Origin of the sequence: Sphingobium ummariense RL-3, from assembly GCF_000447205.1 — a bacterium.
Classification (GTDB): domain Bacteria; phylum Pseudomonadota; class Alphaproteobacteria; order Sphingomonadales; family Sphingomonadaceae; genus Sphingobium; species Sphingobium ummariense.
In genome coordinates this window covers 81,032-101,377 of sequence record NZ_AUWY01000047.1, presented here as the reverse complement: position 1 = coordinate 101,377, position 20,346 = coordinate 81,032, and the positions used below count along the sequence as shown (strand labels likewise).

17 protein-coding genes are annotated in these 20,346 nt (G+C 62.7%); 10 read left to right on the top strand and 7 right to left on the bottom strand.

The window, feature by feature from the left end; all coding sequences use genetic code 11:
• Positions 1-15: 15 nt before the first annotated feature.
• A complete protein-coding gene (locus M529_RS30355; RefSeq protein ID WP_021317030.1) occupies positions 16-630 on the top strand; it encodes an NADPH-dependent F420 reductase in 615 nt (204 codons plus the stop codon).
• A 389-nt stretch (positions 631-1,019) separates the two neighbouring features.
• The gene (locus M529_RS30350) at positions 1,020-2,243 is read left to right on the top strand and encodes a tyrosine-type recombinase/integrase (protein ID WP_021317029.1); all 1,224 of its coding nucleotides are present in this window, start codon (positions 1,020-1,022) and stop codon (positions 2,241-2,243) included.
• A 302-nt stretch (positions 2,244-2,545) separates the two neighbouring features.
• Here the strand turns inward: M529_RS30350 and M529_RS48225 are convergent, their stop codons facing one another.
• The 6 genes from M529_RS48225 to M529_RS30325 are packed head-to-tail and all read right to left on the bottom strand — an operon-like array spanning position 2,546 to position 9,497.
• Positions 2,546-2,989, bottom strand: a complete 444-nt coding sequence (locus tag M529_RS48225) for a Rieske 2Fe-2S domain-containing protein (RefSeq protein WP_236617651.1) — start codon at positions 2,987-2,989, stop codon at positions 2,546-2,548.
• A 54-nt stretch (positions 2,990-3,043) separates the two neighbouring features.
• Entirely contained in the window at positions 3,044-4,351 is a 1,308-nt protein-coding gene (locus tag M529_RS30345) for an MFS transporter (protein ID WP_031294570.1), read from the bottom strand.
• A gap of 21 nt (positions 4,352-4,372) precedes the next feature.
• Positions 4,373-4,936 (bottom strand): DUF3237 domain-containing protein, encoded by a 564-nt coding sequence (locus M529_RS30340; protein ID WP_021317027.1) that lies wholly within the window; start codon positions 4,934-4,936, stop codon positions 4,373-4,375.
• A 17-nt stretch (positions 4,937-4,953) separates the two neighbouring features.
• Positions 4,954-7,113, bottom strand: coding sequence for an acetate--CoA ligase family protein (locus tag M529_RS30335; RefSeq protein WP_236617654.1), 2,160 nt, complete (start codon positions 7,111-7,113; stop codon positions 4,954-4,956).
• A gap of 47 nt (positions 7,114-7,160) precedes the next feature.
• Positions 7,161-8,021 (bottom strand): p-hydroxycinnamoyl CoA hydratase/lyase, encoded by an 861-nt coding sequence (locus M529_RS30330; RefSeq protein ID WP_021317025.1) that lies wholly within the window; start codon positions 8,019-8,021, stop codon positions 7,161-7,163.
• A 24-nt stretch (positions 8,022-8,045) separates the two neighbouring features.
• Complete coding sequence (locus tag M529_RS30325; RefSeq protein WP_021317024.1) at positions 8,046-9,497, bottom strand: aldehyde dehydrogenase; 1,452 nt, start codon at positions 9,495-9,497, stop codon at positions 8,046-8,048.
• Positions 9,498-9,570: 73 nt separating this feature from the next.
• Between M529_RS30325 and M529_RS30320 the strand changes: the two genes are divergently transcribed.
• The gene (locus M529_RS30320; protein ID WP_021317023.1) at positions 9,571-10,029 is read left to right on the top strand and encodes a MarR family winged helix-turn-helix transcriptional regulator; all 459 of its coding nucleotides are present in this window, start codon (positions 9,571-9,573) and stop codon (positions 10,027-10,029) included.
• A gap of 69 nt (positions 10,030-10,098) precedes the next feature.
• On the opposite strand, the gene M529_RS50525 is transcribed toward M529_RS30320, so the two are convergent.
• Positions 10,099-10,440, bottom strand: coding sequence for an FCD domain-containing protein (locus tag M529_RS50525; protein ID WP_084490893.1), 342 nt, complete (start codon positions 10,438-10,440; stop codon positions 10,099-10,101).
• Between the two features lie 129 nt (positions 10,441-10,569).
• On the opposite strand from M529_RS50525, the gene M529_RS30310 reads away from it, so the two are divergent.
• From M529_RS30310 to M529_RS30285, 7 genes are read left to right on the top strand one after another with little or no spacing between them, the layout of a single operon-like run.
• The gene (locus M529_RS30310) at positions 10,570-13,536 is read left to right on the top strand and encodes a TonB-dependent receptor domain-containing protein (protein ID WP_084490890.1); all 2,967 of its coding nucleotides are present in this window, start codon (positions 10,570-10,572) and stop codon (positions 13,534-13,536) included.
• Between the two features lie 23 nt (positions 13,537-13,559).
• Positions 13,560-14,855 (top strand): FAD-dependent oxidoreductase, encoded by a 1,296-nt coding sequence (locus tag M529_RS30305; protein WP_021317020.1) that lies wholly within the window; start codon positions 13,560-13,562, stop codon positions 14,853-14,855.
• Between the two features lie 3 nt (positions 14,856-14,858).
• Complete coding sequence (locus M529_RS30300) at positions 14,859-16,232, top strand: MFS transporter (protein ID WP_021317019.1); 1,374 nt, start codon at positions 14,859-14,861, stop codon at positions 16,230-16,232.
• 17 nt (positions 16,233-16,249) lie between these two features.
• Positions 16,250-17,914 carry a dihydroxy-acid dehydratase gene (locus M529_RS30295; protein WP_021317018.1) on the top strand — a complete coding sequence of 555 codons (1,665 nt, stop codon included), beginning with the start codon at positions 16,250-16,252 and terminating at the stop codon, positions 17,912-17,914.
• Entirely contained in the window at positions 17,911-18,612 is a 702-nt protein-coding gene (locus tag M529_RS0124310) for a MarR family winged helix-turn-helix transcriptional regulator (RefSeq protein ID WP_084490887.1), read from the top strand. Before M529_RS30295 ends, M529_RS0124310 begins: the two co-directional genes overlap by 4 nt.
• The gene (locus M529_RS30290) at positions 18,612-19,901 is read left to right on the top strand and encodes an aconitase X (protein WP_021317016.1); all 1,290 of its coding nucleotides are present in this window, start codon (positions 18,612-18,614) and stop codon (positions 19,899-19,901) included. The genes M529_RS0124310 and M529_RS30290 overlap by 1 nt, the downstream gene beginning before the upstream one ends.
• Complete coding sequence (locus tag M529_RS30285) at positions 19,898-20,338, top strand: aconitase X swivel domain-containing protein (RefSeq protein WP_021317015.1); 441 nt, start codon at positions 19,898-19,900, stop codon at positions 20,336-20,338. Before M529_RS30290 ends, M529_RS30285 begins: the two co-directional genes overlap by 4 nt.
• Positions 20,339-20,346: the final 8 nt, after the last annotated feature.

Genomic DNA, 20,346 nt, shown 5'->3' with positions numbered 1-20,346 from the left:
AATTGGAGACCACACATGCCCACCATCGGAATCATTGGCACTGGAATGATTGGCGGTGCCATCGCCCAGCGTCTCGGCGCTAAGGGCATTCCGGCGACGATCGCCAACAGCCGCGGGCCGGAAACGCTTGCTGACCTCGTGGCCAAGGCAGGGCCGTCGATCACGGCGGGCACCCGCGAGGAAGCGGCGGCCAAGGACATCGTTTTCGTCTCAGTGAACTGGCCAAAACTGCAGGGTGCACTCGCCGGGCTCGACTGGAACGGCCGCATCCTCGTCGACACCAACAACAACATGCAAAAGCCGCCGCTGCCGCCGATCGATATCGGCGGGCGCGCCTCCACCGCGATCGTTCAGGAATGGGCGCCAGGCGCCCGCGTGGTGAAGGCGTTCAACCACCACTTCTTCATGAATTTGGAGAAGGCCCCCGACGTCGACGGCGGACGGCGCGTCTTGTTCTACGCCGGCGACGACGAGGGTGCAAAGGCCGAGGTTGCCAAGCTGATCGACCAGCTCGGCTTCTTCGGGCTGAACCTGGGTGGTGTCGAACATGGCAGCCGCCTGTTCCAGTCTCCCGGCGGCCCGCTCATCGCCCATGATCTCGTGAAGATCGACAGTCCGCTGCCCTTCTGAGGAGCCCCCGCGCAGACGGTCAGCTAACTGTCGTCTTGAACAACTCGTTAGCCTCAGGAACAGGCCGAGTAGCTCGACGCAAGGACTCAAATCTCCAAGTCCATTACCGTCCGGCCTTTTCCACCAACTGAAAGCATGCTAATGCTGCCCTCGGCGAGTTCGCAAGTCTAAGATTTGATTGCCAAATCAATTGCTTAGCTGCCCAGCGATCAAGCTCTTCTGCACCATTTGTTCTTCCGGCAGCGTCCGGGGACGTCCCGAAAGTGGCTGATTTCAGACGTTTTTTGTGCTAAGGTCGTCCGGTCAAATCCGGGCTGATCCGGCACCAATCGGGAACAAATATGGTATCCTGCATGGTATCGAAGGCCCCTTATGGACGGGCCGATACCATGGGAAAACTCTTCGCGACCACTGTCACGAGCGCCAGGCCGAGGGAACGCGAATACAAGCTCACCGACGGCGCCGGCCTCTATCTCCTCGTCAAGCCGAACGGCCGCAAGCTCTGGCGTCTCAACTACGCCTATCCCGGCAAGCAGCACACGCTCTCTTTCGGCGCGTGGCCCGACGTCGGCCTCGCCGATGCGCGCGAGCGGCGCGACGAAGCCCGCAAGTTGATCGCCGCTGACCTCGATCCTTCGCACGAAGCGAAGCTTGCCGAAGCCCGCGCGATGCTGTCCGAGGAAAACAGCTTCAGGCTCGTCGCTGAGGAATGGGTTGCCAAGCAGGAACGCGAAGGGATGGCAGAGATCACCCTCAGCAAGATCCGCTGGTTGCTCGACAAGGCCTATCCCAGGATCGGCAACCGCCCGGTCGCCAAGATCACCGCCCAGGAAGTGCTTGCCATGCTCCGTTCGATCGAGGCAACCGGCCGATATGAAAGCGCGCTGCGCATGCGCAGCGTTCTCAGCCGCGTGTTCCGCTACGCCATCGCAACCACGCGGGCCGAAACCGATCCGGCGCGTGATCTGCGCGGCGCGCTCACCGTACCCAAGGCCAAGCATCTCGCCGCCATCACGACACCCAAGGGCGCCGGTGAACTCATGCGCGCGATCGAGGGCTATACCGGTCATGCCATCACCCTGTTCGGGCTCAGGCTGTCGGCCCATCTCTTCGTCCGCCCGGGCGAACTGCGACAGGCCGAGTGGAGCGAATTCGACTTCGACCGCTCGGTCTGGAACATCCCCGAGCAGAAGATGAAGATGCGACGGCCGCACCGCGTGCCGCTATCCACGCAGGTGACTGCGCTTTTCGAGCAGCTCTGGGAGCTGACGGGCACAGGACGATATTGCTTTCCCTCCTTCCGCTCGCCGCGTCGCCCGATGTCGGAGAACACGGTCAACGCTGCCCTTCGCGCGCTAGGGTTCGGCCCGGAGGAGATGACGGCGCACGGCTTCCGGGCGATGGCGGCGACGCTGCTCAACGAAACGGGCAAATTCAATCCCGACGCCATCGAGCGCCAACTCGCCCATATGGAGACCAACGCCATCCGGCGAGCCTACACGCGCGGCGAATATTGGGACGAGCGCGTGCGGATGATGCAGTACTGGTCGGATCAGCTCGACGAGATGCGCGATGGCGCAAGGGTTCTGAAGCCCAACTTCCGACGCGCCTGAGGCTCCCAGCCTAGAGTCATTCCGTGTGTGATTGAACGGGGGGATTCCCAAGAGGCCATATGTGGACGCCCCCCTTGGCAAAGGCATTGTGCCGGTGTGGGTTTTGATCGGTTGCTTTCATATGTCCGGCCTGTTTGTGCGGCGTTTGGCTACCGCTGGCCCTGATGGAAATCCGCCGGTGAGGTCCCTAATCAAGCTCGCGCGCGTTTGAAGCGCAGTGAATCAGACGGGTTGACCTTACCATTGGCTCGATCTTCACTCATCATCGACTGCTATTACAATTTTGGGTGACCTGGGTTTGATCAGGTCAAGTTCGCGTGGGGTGATAGGCCTCCTTGCGGGTCAGCACGACCCAAGCGATCCGGGCGAGTTTGTTGGCATCCTCGTCCGCGCGCGTCTTGACCGCCGCCTCGTCGATCTCCTCTGGCCGATGCTGCTCGCATGGACATAGGTTTCGTATCGCTCCAGCGCCGGATAGCTTCGAATGGGCAGGAAGCCCTTGATCCTCTGTCCGGCATGGAGACGGCCTCTCCGGCGCATCCCATGGCAAGGCCGTGATAGCCGCAAACCAGCGTGCTATCGCGCAGGAAACCCAGCGACAGGAGCGCGCCGCGATGCGGGCAGAAATCGTCGAGTGCGGCTACCTTGCCTTCTCCGGACGGGAACAGCACCATCTGTTCGCCGCATATTTTACGACCGATCGGCCGGCCGTCGATCTCGTCAGGGGTGCAGGCGACATACCACACGTTGCGCGGCCAGATGGACTGACCTTCCGGCTTGCAGGTCCATGGCGATCCTCCTTATGATCTGTTGGGACGCAGCGCCGACAAGGCGGCCGCTGCGATGAGAGAGCCCGCCGCCATGGCCATCGCGACCAATGACAGCCCGAAGCCCAGGCTGAACAGGAAACCTGCGATGATCGGCCCCAGCGCCGCGCCACCCCGGCCGATGCCTATGACGATCCCCGTGCCCGCACCTCGGACTGCGGTGGGGAACGACTGTGCGGTGATGGCATATAATCCGACCACGCCAGCGTTGGTGAAGAAGCCGGCGGCTGCCGCGATCAGCGCGAGTCCGGCCAGGCTGGACTGTCCCTGACCGAAAACCGTGACCATCACCGTCGACAACAGCATTGCCGCGATCACAAGCGTCCGGATACGGATTCGCCAGCTGAGCAGGCCGAGCAACAGGGCGCCGGCGAGGCCTCCGACATTCGCCCACACCAGCACGCCCCCGGCAGCGGAGGCGGCATAACCCATGTCGACAACGATCTTCGGCACCCATTTCAGGATGAAATAGAATGTCATGATATGGGCGAAATAGGCCGCCGTCAGCAGCAGGGTTGTGCGCGCCAGCCCCTGTTCGAACAATGTCCGCATGGCAGGCCTGGGCGCGCTTTCATCTGGCGGGGGCAGCGTCGTCGCTGGCTGATGGCCGAAGCGCGTCAGAAGCTGGTTGACCCTGTCGAGCGCGCGGGCAGGCCGCCTTTGCAGCAGGAACCCGATGGATTCCGGGAGCAACAGGAACGTCAGTGGCAGGAAGATGCCTGTAGCGATCGCGCCGAACAGGAACACATCCCGCCAGTCTCCTCCCACGAGCAGCATGGAGGCGATCGATCCACCCAGTATCGCGCCGACAGGATATCCCGCCGCCATGATCGACACGGCCAGGCTGCGTGCCCGCGCGTTGGCGAGTTCGGCTACCATCGCGTTGGTGCAGGCGAGCATCCCGCCGATCCCGAGGCCGGTGAACAGTCGGATTGCAGAGAGCGACTGGATGCTGGAGGCCTGTGTGGCAGCCAGCATCCCCGCGGTCATGACGATCAGGCAGAAAAGGATTGTCGGCCGCCGGCCGATCCTGTCGGCAAGCGAGCCCAACAGAACCGACCCCACGGCCATGCCGATCAGCTCCATCGAAAGGATGATACCCAATGCGGCACGATCGACGCCCCATTCCGCGGCGATACCCGGTGAAGCGAAGCTGATCGCCAATACATCAAAGCCGTCGAGGGCGTTCAGCAGGACGCACAGGACAATTGCCGCCAGCTGCGCGCGGCTCATCGGCGCCTCGTCCATCAGGCGTTTGATATCGGCGGAGTCGCCAGTCATGCTCATTGCGCCTTTCGATGCTCAGCCGACCGAAAAGATATCGAGCCGCACATGGTCACGATATCGCGCGGCAGTGCACAGGAATATCGTGCGGCCCAGCCAGGCATGAGGGCCGTCCTGCGCTACTTCGAAACGGGGCGTCGTCCGGAAATAGTAGAGGGCCGGATCAACATCTTCCCCTGCGGCGATGCGCGCGAGAACGGGCGCGGGGCCGTGGCGATAGCCGGGGTTTATGACCGATATAACTGTGCCGTCCTCCGCTTCTATCGCATAGCGCGCCAGTATGTCGGCCGTGCCGTCGGCGCGGATCGATTGCCAGTCGGCGCCGCCGGGCAGGATCCGGCCCTTGAGCCGCGGTCCCTCCACCATCCCGCCGGTTATGGGAATGATCCGCTTACGGACGCCGTCTACCTGCCCCAGTTCCTGTGCAGGCCCAATCAGCACGTTGAAGCGCATCGCATGATCGAGCCGGGGAGGGGGCAGTTGCGAAGCTTCTGCCGCTTGGGTGGGGGATGCGAGCGTACCGCCGAGCAGGACAGTTGGTGCCGCCATCAATAGGCTGCGGCGGGCCACATCATCGGTCATCCTGCTCATCCTTCCCCTTATCCTGCCTGAGGCGTCGTCAGCATCAGGGCATCCAACGCGACCACTCCTTTTCCTTTGGGATAAACGATGACGGGGTTGAGATCGATCTCCTGGATCGACGGCTGTGCCATCATGAGATCGCCCAGCGTGGCGACGACGGTGGCTACGGCCTCGACATCCAGTGCCGGCGATCCGCGGAACCCCCGCAGGAGCACCGCCTGCTGCAGACATTGCAGTTCGGCTATGATCTCTTCGCGCGGGAGGTCTGGCGTCATCAGGCGAACGTCGTGCAGGATTTCGGCCGTCACGCCGCCGAAGCCTGCCAGTATTACCGGACCCCAGTCCGGATCGTTCTTCGCACCGATGATGAGTTCGACGCCGCGCTCCCCCATGCGCTCCATCAATGCGCCGTCCAGCATCAGCCCGGCGTCATAGGCCGCGACATCGGCCCAGAGGCGATCCCACCCCTCGCGCAGTTCCTGCACGTCGCGCAGGTTCAGAATGACGCCGCCGGCATCGCTCTTGTGGCTGAGGTCTGGCGACTGCGCCTTGAGCGCGACCGGATAGCCCATGCGCTCCGCTTCGACGAGGGCCTGTTCCAGGCTGGTGCAGAAGGCGCCGACGGGAAAGGCTATGCCGAGCGGCGACAATATCGCTTTCGCGCGATATTCCGGGATGACGCCGCCCGATGGGGGAAGATCGACCGCGTCGAATAGCCGGGGAGGACGGACGGAAAAATCCAGCCGCGCGCGTTCGTTCAGGCGTTTGAGCGCCCGGAATGCCCGTTCGGTGGACGGGAAATAGGGGATGCCGAGCGCGCGAAGCTGATCGACATAGGTGGCAGGCATTGCCGCGCCTTCATCCAGGCCAGCGAAGATCAGGGGCTTGGTCGGCTTCAACTCGCGGACCGCGCGCAGGATGGGCGGCAGCTTGATGCCGACGGTCACGGGATCGGTCTGAATGATCCCTGCGACTAGGCTGCCGAAGCGGTCGTCTGCGAACAGCGCGGCCAGAGTGCGATAGTAGAGGTCCGGATCGACGAGTCCCTGCGCGGTGAGATCGAGGGGGTTGGAGACGCCAACGAAATCCGGCAACGCGGCGCGCAGGGTAGGGGCGCTTTGGTCGTCCACGGGGGGCAGGTCGAGCCCAAGGGCTTCGCATAGATCCAGGGTGAGCGCCTTGAACGCGCCCGACTCTCCCAGCACGGCCACGCCGCTTGCTGGCACGGAAGGACAGCGCAGGGCGATCTCCGCAATGTCGCCCAGTTCCTCCAGCGTTTCGGCGAGAACCACGCCCGCACGCGCCACCTTCACGCGCATCACCTGATAGTCGCCCGCCATGGCGCCAGTATGTGTCGCTGCGGACTGGCGCGCCGCGCTGCTCTTGCCCGGATGCAGCAGCACGATCGTTTTCCCGAGCAAGCGTGCCCGCCTCGCCGCAGCAAGGAAACGTTGCGGATCGCGAAACTGCTCGACGATCATGGCGATGACCTGCGTGGACGGATCGTCCAGGAGATAATCGACATAGTCTTCGACGCCGCTCGCGGCCTCGTTACCGGTCGAGACGGAGAAGGACAGGCCAAGATCTCGGCTTGCCAGTGTGGTGCAGAGAACGCAGGCCATCGCGCCGCTCTGTGATACGACGCCGATACCCGCCCTTTCGCCCAATGGCCGCGCGTCCGTTTCCACAAAGGTCAGCGGCACCCGGTCGATGAAATTGGTCATGCCAAGGCAGTTCGGTCCTTCTACGACCATGCCGGCTTCCCGCGCGATCCGTCCGATCTCGCGCTGCTCGGCAAGGCCTTCCTCGCCGCCCTCGGCAAAACCTGCGGAAAAGATGATCGCTGCCCCCACCTGGCGCATCGCCAGCGCCTTGATCGTGTCGATCACCGCCGCACGTGGAATAGCGAGCACGGCCACGTCGACTGCTTCGGGCAAAGCGTCGATCGAGGGAAGGCAGGGGCGTCCTCCGATTTCCGACCGCTTGGGGTTGATGAGGTGGACTTCGCCACTGAAGCCGTTGCGGTCCAGATTGGAGAGGACCGAAGCGCCCAGCGCTCCGGGCTTGTCGGATGCGCCCACGATGGCGACGGATCGGGGACGAAGCAGCCGATCTATCCGATGGCGGTCCGCAGATTCTGGCAAATCGTCGACGGGCGGATTGAGCGTCTCGACCATCATTGGCTCTCCCGAATATATATTTCCGACTAGGACAAGCGGGCCGATCAGGCGCCTTGCTTCGACTTGTCGTAGGCGCCCAGGCCCGGCTTGTAGCTCTTGTCGTCGATGAACTGCTTGATGCCTTCCTTGCGGCCCTGATTGTCGTAGCTGTTGGCCGCTTCCTGCGCGCGGACCAGATAGTCCTCGGCATTGTCATAGGTCATTTCACGCACCCGGCGGATGGCGTCCTTCGTGGCCTTGAGCGCGACCGGATTCTTGGTCAGCAGCACTTTCGCCACTTCCGTCACCCGGTCCTTGAGCTGGGCGAGCGGAAGCGCTTCGTTGACGAAGCCCCATTCCGCGGCCTTCCTGCCATCCACATTCTCGCCCATCAGCGAATGATACATGGCATTGCGGAAGCTGGTCAGCTCCACCGCGACCTTGGCCGCGCCGCCCCCGGGCAATATGCCCCAGTTGATTTCCGAGAGGCCGAACTGCGCTTCCTCCGCCGCAAAGGCGAGATCGCAGGCGAAGAGCGGGCCATAGCCGCCGCCGAAACACCAGCCGTTGACCATGGCGATGGTCGGCTTTTGATACCAGCGCAGGCGGCGCCACCATCCGTAGCTTTCCCGCTGGGCGTTCCGGGTGCCCTTGAGCCCCAGCACTTCGGTCTCACGGAAATATTCCTTCAGGTCCATGCCCGCGGTCCATGCAGTCCCCTCGCCGGTCAGGACCAGCACGCCGACATCGTCGCGAAACTCCAGCTCGTCGAGAACGCGCATCATCTGGCGGTTGAGGCGAGGGGACATGCAATTGCGCTTTTCGGCGCGGTTGAAGCTGACCCATGCGATGCCGTCCTCGACAGTGAAGGCGACGGTTTCGAGTTCGGTTTGCTCCACGCCCTCGACTTGCAGGATATTGGTCATGTTGTTCTCCGGAAATCAGGAAGATCAGATCGGGTAATGGCCCGGCTCGGTTTCGATGGTGATCCAGCGCAGCTCGGTGAAGCTATCGATGCCGGCCTTGCCCCCGAATTTGCCGTAGCCCGACGCCTTGACGCCGCCGAAGGGCATCTGCGCTTCGTCATGCACGGTCGGACCGTTGACGTGGCAGATGCCCGACTGGATCTGGCGCGCCACCTTCAGGCCCCGCGCGGCGTCACGCGTGAACACCGATGCCGACAGCCCATATTCGGTATCGTTCGCCAGTTCGATGGCATGCGCCTCGTCGCGCGCACGGACGATGCCGACCACCGGACCGAAGCTTTCGTCCTGGAACAGCTTCATCTGGGGCGTCACGCCATCGATCACATGCGCCGGCATCAGCACACCGTTGGCATCGCCGCCGTTCAGTTGCCACGCTCCGGACGCCAGCGCGTCCTCGATCAGCGATCGCACATGCGCGACGGTGTGGCTGTCGACCACCGCGCCCAGCGGGGTCTTGCCCTCGCGCGGGTCGCCGACCGGCATGGTGCCGACCTTTACCTGGAATTTCTCGGCGAATGCATCCGCAACGGCGTCGACCACGATGATGCGCTCGGTCGACATGCAGATCTGGCCCTGATTCATGAAGGCGCCGAAGGCCGCGGCCTTCACCGCTTCGTCGAGATCGGCATCCTCCAGCACGATCAACGGCGCCTTGCCGCCCAGTTCGAGCAGGACAGGCTTCAGACTCTCGGCACAGCGTTTGGCGACGATCTTGCCTACCGCGGTCGATCCGGTGAAGTTGACGCGACGGACAGCCGGATGGTCGATCATCGCTCCGACGACCTCCGCAGCATCCTGTGGGGCGTTGGTGATGAGGTTGACGATGCCGCCGTCAAGCCCGGCTTCGACAAAGGCCTGTATGATGAGGCCATGGGTGCGCGGGCACTGTTCCGACGCCTTGAGCACCACCGTATTGCCGCAGGCGAGCGGCACCGCGATAGCGCGCGTCGCCAGAATGATCGGAGCATTCCAGGGCGCTATGGACAACACCACCCCAGCGGGCTCGCGGATCGCCATGGCGATGCAGCCCGGCTTATCGGATGGGATGACCTCGCCGCCAATCTGGGTGGTGAGGCCGGCTGCTTCCCGCACCATGGAGGCGGAGAGCATCAGGTTGAAACGCGCCCAGCCTTCGGTCGCGCCGATTTCCTGCATCATCGCCTCGACAAAATCGCCAGCCTTCGCTTCCAGCCGATCTGCCGCCTTCATCAGCGCCGCACGGCGGGCGTTGGGACCCATGGCCGACCAGCGCGGGAAGGCGTCCTTGGCGGCATCGACAGCAGCGATCGCGTCGTCCGGACCGGCTGCGGCGGCAAGCGTTGCAACCTGGCCCGTTACCGGATCGACGCGCTCGAATTGCGCAGCGCCGGCGCGTGATTCGGCGCCGATAATCAGCTGAATTTCCGATGCAGGCATATCCTCGCTCCTTATTATTGCTATGAAACATAGCAATGTTGATTGAGGCGGGCAACGGCAATAATGCGGGGTGATGGACCGATCCAATCTGGCCTCGCCCCTCAATGATCCCATCATATCCCGGCTGGGCTATCTGTTGCGTCGCGCATCGTCCGCCATGATGGCGGATCTGGGAGGGGGGCTGGCCGAAATCGGACTTCGGCCCGTAGAGGCGACGATCCTGATCCTTGTGGGTGCCAATCCAGGCTGTATTCAAAGCGATCTGGGTAGGGTGCTGGGCATCAAGCGGGCCAACATGGCGCCGCTGATCTCCTCACTGGCCGCAAAGGGCTATCTCGCCAAGTCGCCGGTCGATGGACGCTCGCTCGCTCTGAGTTTGACGGACGCGGGCGAAGCGATGCGATCCCGCGCCGATGCCATCATGGACGAGCATGAGCGACGCTTCGATGAAATATTGAACGGTTGCGACCAAGGGCCGTTGCGCGCGATGCTGACTGCGATCGCTGCGGGTGGAGCAGAGCAGGGCGGCTGAGATGGCGTGGCGGCGCGATCCGGCCGGGCCGCGCCAGACAGGTTTCCGGGGCACGCCGCTGATACTGTTTCAGCTGTAAAATTCGCTCTCGATCTTCGAAAGCGTTTCGAAACCCTTGCCGATATGGCTGCGTATGGCCGCTTCCGCCCCATCGGCATCGCCGGCCATGATCAGCCGCACCATGTTCTGATGATCCGCATTGGCGGTCCACAAGCGTCTTTCGTCGTAAAAGCTCTCAAAGAGAAGGCGGTGGATGGGGACGTTCAGCCGCTTGAGAAATTCGGCGATCACGGCATTGCCCGATCCTTCGACGATCTGCCGGTGCGGTTCTGTCAGTCCAACGCGAACTGGTCTCCACCGGATGCATTTGGGGCCGGGAGGGCAGAGGGCTAGCTCGCGATGGATTGCCACTCCGCGAGCGCGGCGGAGCGTCTTTCCTTGTAAGTCTTTCGATCAACGAGATGGCCAGCCAAATCTGACGTTGACACCACGAAATTTATATAGGATGCTTTCTATATAAAATTACGAGGGAGAGGGGTAATGGCGAAAAGTGTCACTCGCGCGGCATTGATGCTTGGATCCGCATATGCAGCGTTTGTCGGCTCGACGACGCTGGCACAGGAGGCATCTCAAGAGGATAAGTCGGTCGTCACCGCCCCTGCCGATGCAGAATCTCCGGTAACCCCTGCCGACATCGTGGTTACCGGATCACGTATTGCGCGCAGCGGCTTTTCGGCTCCTACACCGGTGTCCGTGGTTGGCGCGGATCGCCTTGAACAGCGCGGCGTCACGAACATCGGTGATGCGCTGAACGAACTGCCTTCGTTCCGCGCCACGACTGGGCCGGCCTCCCAAGGCCTTAGCGAAACGGGATACATTGGGGGGCGCATCCTCGACTTACGCGGCTTGGGTCCCGTTCGCACGCTGACGCTGGTCGATGGCAAGCGGTTCGTGCCGGCGACGCTTCAGGGTACGGTTGACACCAACCTCATCCCAAGCGTGCTGCTCGAGCGGGCAGAAGTTGTCACCGGTGGCGCGTCCGCCGCCTATGGTTCCGATGCTGTGGCAGGCGTGGTCAACCTTATCATCAATGGTCGGCTCGAGGGCTTCAAGGCCTCGGCTCAGAGCGGCATCACTGACCGCGGCGATGATCGCCAGACGCTGCTTTCGCTGGCAGGTGGCGCCAAGATTGGCAACAATCTTCATCTGATAGCAGGCATGGAGTATGAAAAGAGCACCGGCATCGGCAACTGCTACGAGCGGGAATGGTGCGCCACCGAGACGCTCAACTTTGGTCGTCCGCCCGGCATCACCAACATCCCCGCGAACAACATCCTGTCCGGCGTCCGCCCCTCGACGATTTCACGGCGAGGCGTCATCAACTCGTCCCGCAACGCGGCCGGGATTGCCTTCTCCAGCGCCACGGACCCGCTTCGCGGCATCACCTTCAACCCGGACGGGAGCGCGCGCTTCTTCCAATATGGGACAGGCCTTGGCTCTGTCGCGAATTCGGTCAATTCGCTCTATATGGTGGGTGGAGAGGGCGAAGGCGAAAATGGCTATTTCGATGCCCTTCCCTTGAAATCCCCAACCGAGCGTGTCGCTGCCTATGCCCGGCTGACCTGGGATATCAGTCCTAATATCACCGCCGCTCTCGACGTAAGCTATGGGCGACTGCGCGCTCGGCACGGCGTGCGCGAATATAAGGACGCCGAAACGGTCATCCGTCGCGACAACGCATTCATCGACCTACTGCCGCAATCGCCGGACCCGAGGCTCAACATTCGGAGCATCCTCAACGCAAACCCCAATATCGCTTCATTCCGGCTGGGCCGCACCTACAACGACATCGGCGTCGGCCGCACCCTTGCCCGTAACGAAACGTTCCGCACAGTGGCGTCGATCAAAGGTAAAATCAGTGATGGATGGAGCTGGGACGCCTATTACGAATTCGGCCGGAACAACTTCCATAGCACGGTCTACAACGCTTCGATCACGAGCAATTACAATCGTGCGATCGATGCGGTCCGCGATCCTGTGTCCGGTCAGATCGTATGCCGCGCACTCAGCAGCCTGAACACCGACCCTGCTTCACGGGCCGCTGCGGCCGGCTGCGTACCTCTCAATCCCTTCGGAAATTTGACCACGCCGGCGGCACAAGCCTATGTAAGCACAAACGCGTTTCAGAAGAACCGCACGACCGAGCATGTGATCGTCGGCAATCTCAACGGTACGCTCATCGACCTTTGGGCTGGGCCGCTTTCTGTCGCATTCGGTGGCGAGTTCCGAAGCGATAAGATCACCGGTGACACTGATTTCTATTCCCAGAACCTTCTGCTGTTCCAGGGCGGTGGATCGCTGGTTCAGGGCAAGGTCGAGGTGACCGAAGGCTATGTCGAAGCCGAACTGCCGCTTGCGCACGATATCACTCTGCTGCGTGAACTCAGCCTCAACGGCGCGGTCCGGCGCACTCACTACAATCGACAGGGGGCCAACAATCAATCGACGGTTAACGCCACGACCTGGAAGGTTGGCGCGGTCTGGGAGCCGGTGGAGTGGCTGCGGCTCCGCGGCACGCGATCGCGCGACATTCGCGCACCCAATATCGCCGAACTGTTCGGCCCAACGACACAGAGCTTCGGCATTATCAACGACCGTCAGAACGGGGGCGCGCAGATCCAGCCGCGCGTGCTTTCCGGTTCCAATCCTAACCTTGTCCCCGAAGTGGCAAACACCTGGACGGTAGGCGTGGTGCTGCAACCGCGTGGCGGGGGCTTGCTTGGCAGGCTACGTGCCTCCGTCGATTATTATGACATTCAGATCGATGACGCGATCGGCAATATTGGCGGACAGACTATCGTCGACCGCTGTTTCCAAGGTGCGACCGAGTTCTGCAACCTCGTCACTCGCGATGCGAGCGGCATCCTGACGCGGATCGTCGATACGCAGCAGAATGTGAACAAGCTCATCACACGCGGGCTGGATGTGGAGCTGACTTATCGGCAGCCGCTGGGCGACATGGGCAATGTCGACCTGCGCCTTTTGGCGACGATCACCAACAACCTTATCACGCGCGACAGCGCCGGTTCAACCGACCGGGCCGGCCAGACCGGGCTTCGCGGCGGCACTGTGCCGGGTGTGCCCGACTATATCCTCGACGGCCTGCTGACCTGGTCGCGCGAAGCGCTCAGCGTGTCGGCCCATGCGCGCTATATTCCGAGCGGTTTCTACAACAGCTCGTTCATTGGCCCCGATCAGGAGGGCTACAACGTCGCCGCGACAAACAGCTCGAACATCAATTCGGTGCCAGACGCCATCTATGTCGATCTGATGACGCAGATCGAGTTCCTGAAGGACGGGGGCCGCAACGGGACGTTCTTCTTCGGCATCGACAACCTGTTCGACAAGGATCCGCCGCTGGTGCCCGGTGCCAACGGCGTTGGCAACAACCTGCTCTTCTCTCCGGTCGGCCGCGCCTACAAGGCGGGCATCCGCTTCGGTTTCTGACGACACAAACGATAAGGAATGCAATGCTCGACCGTCCCTTCGATCCAGACACGCGCATCGTCGCAAAAACGGCAGCGGAAGCCATCATCGAGCGCGAATGCGACATCTGTGTCGTAGGTTCGGGCGCATCGGGCGCCTCTGCCGCTATCGAGGCGGCGCGCGCCGGCCGCAGCGTCATTCTAGTGGACGGGCTTCCGACACTGGGAGGCCAGGCGGTCAATTCGATCATCGGCATGTTTTGCGGCCTCTATACCTCGGGCCAGGGTGGACGGCAGCTCACCCACGGCATCGCCGACGAGATACTCCACGACCTGGGCGCGAGCGGCGACCTGCATGTCACGCAGGGTGGGGTCATGAAGGTCGCCATGTACAACGAGGTGGCGCTTGGCCGCTGGGTTGAGCGAACCGCCGTGGGGGCCGGCGTGGTGCCGCTGACGGGAGCTATCATCCGGCATGTCCACCGCGATGGTCGCCGCGTCATCGCTCTCGATATCGCTACGCGCTTCGGCGACGTACGCATCAAGGCCACTGGTTTCGTCGATGCAACGGGCGATGCCGCGCTGACCTGGGATGCAGGCTTCGACTGTCAGGTCCATAAGAACGGTCAGATTTACGGCTCGCAGATGCTTATCATCGAAGGGTTCGACGAAGCAAATCTGCCTGCCCGAGAAGATGTTTCCCAGCGCTTGTGGGACAAGGGTGGGGACTACGGGCTGATGCGTCGCGACGGTTTTTCGGCGCGCTATCCGGGGCGCAATGTCGCCATGGTGAATATGACCCACATAGAGACGCCGCTCGATCCTTTCGACGCCGCCGAAAAGCAGATCGATGGAAAGGAGCAAGCCGATCGCACTCTTGCCTTCCTGCGTGCCGAATATCCCGACGCCTACGGGAAAGCCAGCGTGCGCGCATACGGTCTTCCAGGCGTGCGTCAGACGCGCTGGATCGTGGGCACCCATCACCTCACTACGGACGAGGTGCGAGAAGCAACGCGCTTTGATGACGCGATCGCCCGCTGCGCCTGGCCGCTCGAGCAGCATCACAATCGCGAGGGCTATGTGTGGGAAGTCTTCCCTGACGATCACATCCACACGGTGCCGCTACGATCCCTGCTGGTGGCGGGCGCCGACAATGTGGTGGCTGTCGGCCGCTGCATCGATGCCGACTCTGCGGCTCTTTCCTCGGTTCGGGTCATGGGTCCATGCATCGCCATGGGAGCGGCTGCCGCACACGCGCTCGACCTGGCAGGCTCGGGAAGCGTTCACCAACTGGATCTTGCGAGCCTGAAACAACGGATCCGGCATAATATCGAGGATTGATCCATGGCGACCCCGCACCGCACGATTGATGTCGCCGCCCTCATCGACAAGCGGGGCCTGACCGGTTTCAACTACCGCCTGATAGCCCTTTCCTGGCTCATCACCGTGTTCGACGGGTTCGACATGATGATGATCAGCTTCACCGCGCCCTACATGCGCGACGAACTGGGGCTGGATAAGATGATGCTCGGCAACATCTTCTCGGCGGGACTGTTCGGGATGATGGTGGGCGGCTTCGCGCTCGCCTATGTCGGCGATCGGATCGGGCGGCGGCGGACGATCGTCGCCGCCGCTTTCGCCTTCGGGGTTCTGACGTTCCTCACTGCGTTCGCGCGCAGCTACGAAGCGCTGTTGCTGCTGCGTTTCGTGGATGGCTTTGCGATCGGCGGGATGTTGCCGCTAGCATGGGCGCTGAACATCGAGTTCGTGCCGACACGGATGCGCTCGACGGTCGTGACGGTCATCATGATGGGGTACAGCCTGGGTACAGCGATGGCAGGTCCGGTCACGGTCTGGCTGGCGCCGCATTATGGGTGGGAAGGCGTCTTCATGTTCGGCGGCGCCGCAACGCTGGTCTGCGCGGCATTCCTGTTGTTCTTCCTGCCGGAATCCGTCCGCTTCCTAGTCAGCAAGCAAATGCGGCACGGGACGATCGCTGCCACGCTCAACTGGGTGGATCCGACGCTCCGGGCCAGTCCCGACGACCGTTTCGTGCTTGGCGACGAGAAGATCGACGAGCGATCGTTTCGCGTCAGCAGCCTTTTCGAAGGTGACCTGCGCTGGCTGACCCCACTCCTCTGGTTGGGCTACATCGCCAGCACGCTGGCGGTGTATTTCAAGTCCAACTGGGGGCCGCTGGTCTATGAGGAACTGGGCTTCAAGCGCGATGTCGCGGCCTACGCAGCATCCATTTCGGGCATCGCCGGGGCAGGCCTGGGCCTCCTTCTCATGCGATTTACTGACGGCAAGGGGCCATTTGCGATCGCCGCCTACCCCCTGATCGCTTTTCCTCTCCTGCTTGTGCTGGGCCTCGTCGACATGTCATCCGGCGTTTTCCTGCCGCTTTCGATCGCGGCGACTTCGATCGTGGGCGGGGAGCATTTTGGCATCCTCAGCATCGCCGGCGTCTTCTACGCCAGTTCGATCCGTGCCAACGGGGCAGGCTGGGCCACGTCGATTGCCAAGATTGGCGGTATCGCAGGGCCAATTCTTGGCGCGATGGTCTTGGCCAGCGGCCTGCCCGCCGTGCGCAGTTTTGCCTTCCTGGCGATTTGCCCAGCCATACTTGCCGGCTGCGCCATCGGCATCGGCCTGATCGTACGGCGCCGCCGTCTTCCCTCCACCCTGCCCCTTCCCGATGCCCTTCCGGCATCCTGACGTCACGGAGCCCCATTATGCCCGCCCAATTACGCAGCCTTTCCGTCACCTCTGCCGTCCGCCGTGCGCACTGGCGTGCGCTCGGCCTGACCGATGAGGACATGCTAAAGCCCAAGATTGCGGTCGTGAACACCTCGTCCGAGCTTGCCGTCTGCTACGCGCATCTCGACGGCGTCGCGAGGGTGGTTAAGGATGCGGTCCGAGCCGCCGGCGGTATCCCGTTTGAGGTGCGCACCACTGCGCCAAGCGACTTCATTACCGGCGCGGCGCGGATGGGCTCCTATATCCTCGGAGCGCGCGACCTCATACCGAACGATATCGAGGCCCAGGTAGAGGCCGCATTGCTCGACGGCATGATTTGCCTGACCTCTTGTGACAAGACACCGCCCGGACACCTCATGGCGGCGATGCGGCTCGACATACCGACCCTGCTGGTGATTGGCGGTTATCAGGCTTCGGGCGAGATCGAGGGCGATCCGGTCGACATTGAGGACCTGTTCGCAGGAATGGTCGGAGACCGCTTCGGCAAGCCGGGCCGGCACAGCCTGTCTGACATCACGGCCAACGCCGTGCGCGGCCCCGGTGTCTGTGCGGGCATGGCGACGGCCAATACCATGCACTGCGTGGTCGAAGCGCTCGGCATGTGCCTGCCGGGTTCGGCCCCGGTGCGCGCCAACAGCGAAAAGATGTTCGACTCAGCCCGCCGCAGTGGCGCGCGCATCGTCGAGATGGTGCGGGAGGATCTTCGCCCCCGTCAGATCATGACCCCTTCCGCTTTTTGCAACGCAGCTGCGATGGTGCAGGCCGTGTCGGGATCAATCAACGCCATCAAGCATCTTCAGGCGACCGCCGTTGAAGGCGGATTGGACCTCGATATGTTCGCGGTTTGGGAAGAGAAATCAAACGTGCCCATTCTCAGCGCGGTGCGGCCGAACGGCACCGTTCGTATCGAGCAGTTCGAGGATGCCGGGGGCGCGGCAGCGATGTTGAGGCAATTGGGCGATCTCATCGATGGCGACGCCCTCACATGCACTGGCGCCACAATCGGGCAGAACATTCGGGACGCGCAAGCTGACGAAGAAATCATTCGTCCCCGCGAGCGCCCGATTGCGCCAGGCCCAGCTATCGCCATTCTCAAAGGCTCCCTCGCTATGGACAGCGCCGTCGTCAAGCTCGGCATCCCCGATGGGAAGCGACCAGAAAGCTTTTCTGGCCCCGCAATTACGTTTGACAGTTCTGCGGATGCACTGGCTGCGATCTCTGGGGGCGAAGTGAAGCCCGGCCATGTCGTCGTCCTCCGCGGCCAGGGCGTGAAAGGCGGTCCCGCGATGGGCGGCGGCGCATCCACCGTTCTGTTCGCAATCGACGCCGCCGGGCTCGCCCGCGACACCGCCTTCATCACGGACGGCCAGCTTTCCGGTCTCTGCCTCAAGGGCTTGACCATCGCCGAGGTCTCGCCGGAGGCGGCAGAAGGCGGGGCGATTGGCAGGGTGCGCGATGGCGACTGGATTGTGATTGATGTGCCCACGCGCCGCATCGATGTCGATATTGACGCAGAAGAACTGGCCTCGCGCCCCAGCTTGCCGACGATGGACGCGGTGGAAGCACCCGGCTGGCTCGGCATCTACCGCCGCGATGTCCGTCCGCAGTCCGCTGGAGCCGTTCTGACGGTGAGCAAATGAGTCTCGACGATCTCGCGCCGTTGTCCGAGGCCGCTGCAGGAGTCTATGCTCCCCAAGATGCAGAGGATGTTGCAACGGAGACGAGCGCAATGAGCACCAAGCCGCTTCGCCCCACGCGGGGCCGTAAGTCCGCCGACCCGAACGCGCTCGATCCGCTGACGATCCAGGCACGCCGCATAGCCGCGAAGGATCGTAACGACGAGCAGCGCTATTCGCCTGAGGTTTCGCTGCAACGCTATTACGCGACTTATGAGAGCGGGTCGCATGCGGGTGAGCATTTTCGTCTCACCCGCGCTCTCGTCACGGCCGCGCGACGCTGGCGCAAAATCGCCAATGAGCGCGTACGCGCGATCGGCCAGTCGATGGCGCGGTGGGAAACATTGTTTTTGGTCGCCTTCTCTGGCCATGAGTTGTCAGTGTCAGAGCTGGCCAATCTGGTCGGGATAGAAGGTCCAACGATGGTGCGGATGCTCCACCTGCTTGAACAGGACGGGCTGGTCACGCGCGAACAGAGCAAAATCGATCGGCGCGTGACGATCAACACGATCACGCCGGCTGGAGAACAGGTGATCGAGGACATCAAGGCGATCACCGGCAAGCTTCGTGAGGAGGTGTTGCAGGACATCGATCCGGCTGATCTGGCGGTGACGCAACGGGTGCTGTCGCAACTCATCCTGCGCCTCGATGAGCTGCGCTGATGGTGGCGCTGACCGATCAGGAGCGCGCCATGCTCGACGGGTCCGATGGGGCGGCCGTGCAGAAGGCGATAGAGCTTCTGGTGCGCTACGCCGATGCGCTGGGCGCTGACCGTTTCGTCGAGACCGACAATGTCGCCGGTGTGCCCGGTTCGTCCACCCCCTGGATCAAGCAATATTATGCTGCCGATGGCGGCGACTATCGCGCCGTGTTCTCCCGCTACGACCTTGATTCCGACGAAGTGGTGGACGTGCCGCGCGTGAACGCCTTCTCATGCCATTTGCAGGGCGGAATGGACCCCGAACTTTGGGCCGAGCAGGGCTTCTCCGCCGAAGCGCATGCCAACTTTGCCAGCGATGAAGCGCAGGTCGCCGGGCACGGCATACAGGTGCTGAAGACCTGCACCCCATATCTTGCCGGCAATGTGCCGGTGATGGGGGAGCATTGCGCCTGGATGGAAAGCTCCGCAGTCGTCTATTGCAACTCAGTCGTCGGCGCCCGCACCAACTGTGAAGGGCGCGAATCGACCAGCGCTGCCATGCTGGCCAAACGCATTCCAGACTGGGGCTTCCACCGGGACGAATTTCGTCGCGGCCAGCACCGGGTGCAGGTGGATGTGCCGGTGGACGACATCTTCGAGTGGGGCATGCTCGGCTATTATGTCGGCATTGCGGTACAAGATGCCATTCCCGTCCTCGACGGCCACATTGGCCCGCCCAATCTCATTCGGCACAAGCATTTCGGTGCGGCTGCCGCCTCTTCCGGCGGGGTTGAGATGTACCACATGGTCGGCATAACGCCGGAAGCAAGGAGCAGCGAGCAGGCGTTCGGCGGCCGCCCTCGCGGTGAGACTTTCGTTTATGACAGCACTGCGCGGGCCGAGACATATGCCGCGTTGAACGCACTTGGCCGGTCGATGGTCGTCGACTTCGTGATGCTCGGCTGTCCGCACTACTCCATCGAACAAATCGCACAGGCGGCGCGGTTAATCGAAGGCAGGCGGGTTTCGGCAAATTCGGCGCTATGGATTTTCACCAGTCGTGCGGTGAAAGCCACCGCCGATGCCAGCGGCTACACCGCCATCCTGTCAAGAGCCGGAGCGCGGCTGATGACCGACACCTGTTCCTCGATCAGCCAGGCGGTGCCTGCGGGCACGCGGGTCGTCGCCGTCGATAGCGCCAAGCAAGTGCATTATCTCCCGGCTATCATGGGGTTGGAAGGATGGTACGGCACGACCGCCCAGTGCATCGATGCCGCATGCACCGGACAATGGCGCGGGGCGCTGGTATGAATGACGCTGTCTTCATCGATGCGCCAATCACCTTGCGGGGTCGCGGTATCGTGCCGGGCGTCGCGGAAGGCGAGGCCCTCGTCACGCGAGAGACGATCTCGGGCTGGGGCGGCGTCGCGCCGATGTCCGGCACGATCATCGAGAGCCGCCATGAGCTAAGAGGCCAGAGTTTCGCGGGCAAGATACTCGTCTTCCCCGGTGCCAAGGGATCGTCCGGCTGGTCGTCCATATTTCACACCACGCGGCTGGCCGGCACTGCTCCGCTCGCGCTCGTCTTCAACGTCATGACCACGAAGGTCGCGCTGGGTGCAGTCGTGATGCGCGTGCCGAGCGTTACAGAACTGGACCGCGATCCGCTCGAGTTGATCGATACAGGTGACAGGGTACGCGTCGACGGCGACGCCGGAACCGTGACGATTTGGAAGTTCAGCGTTTGAGACCCTTT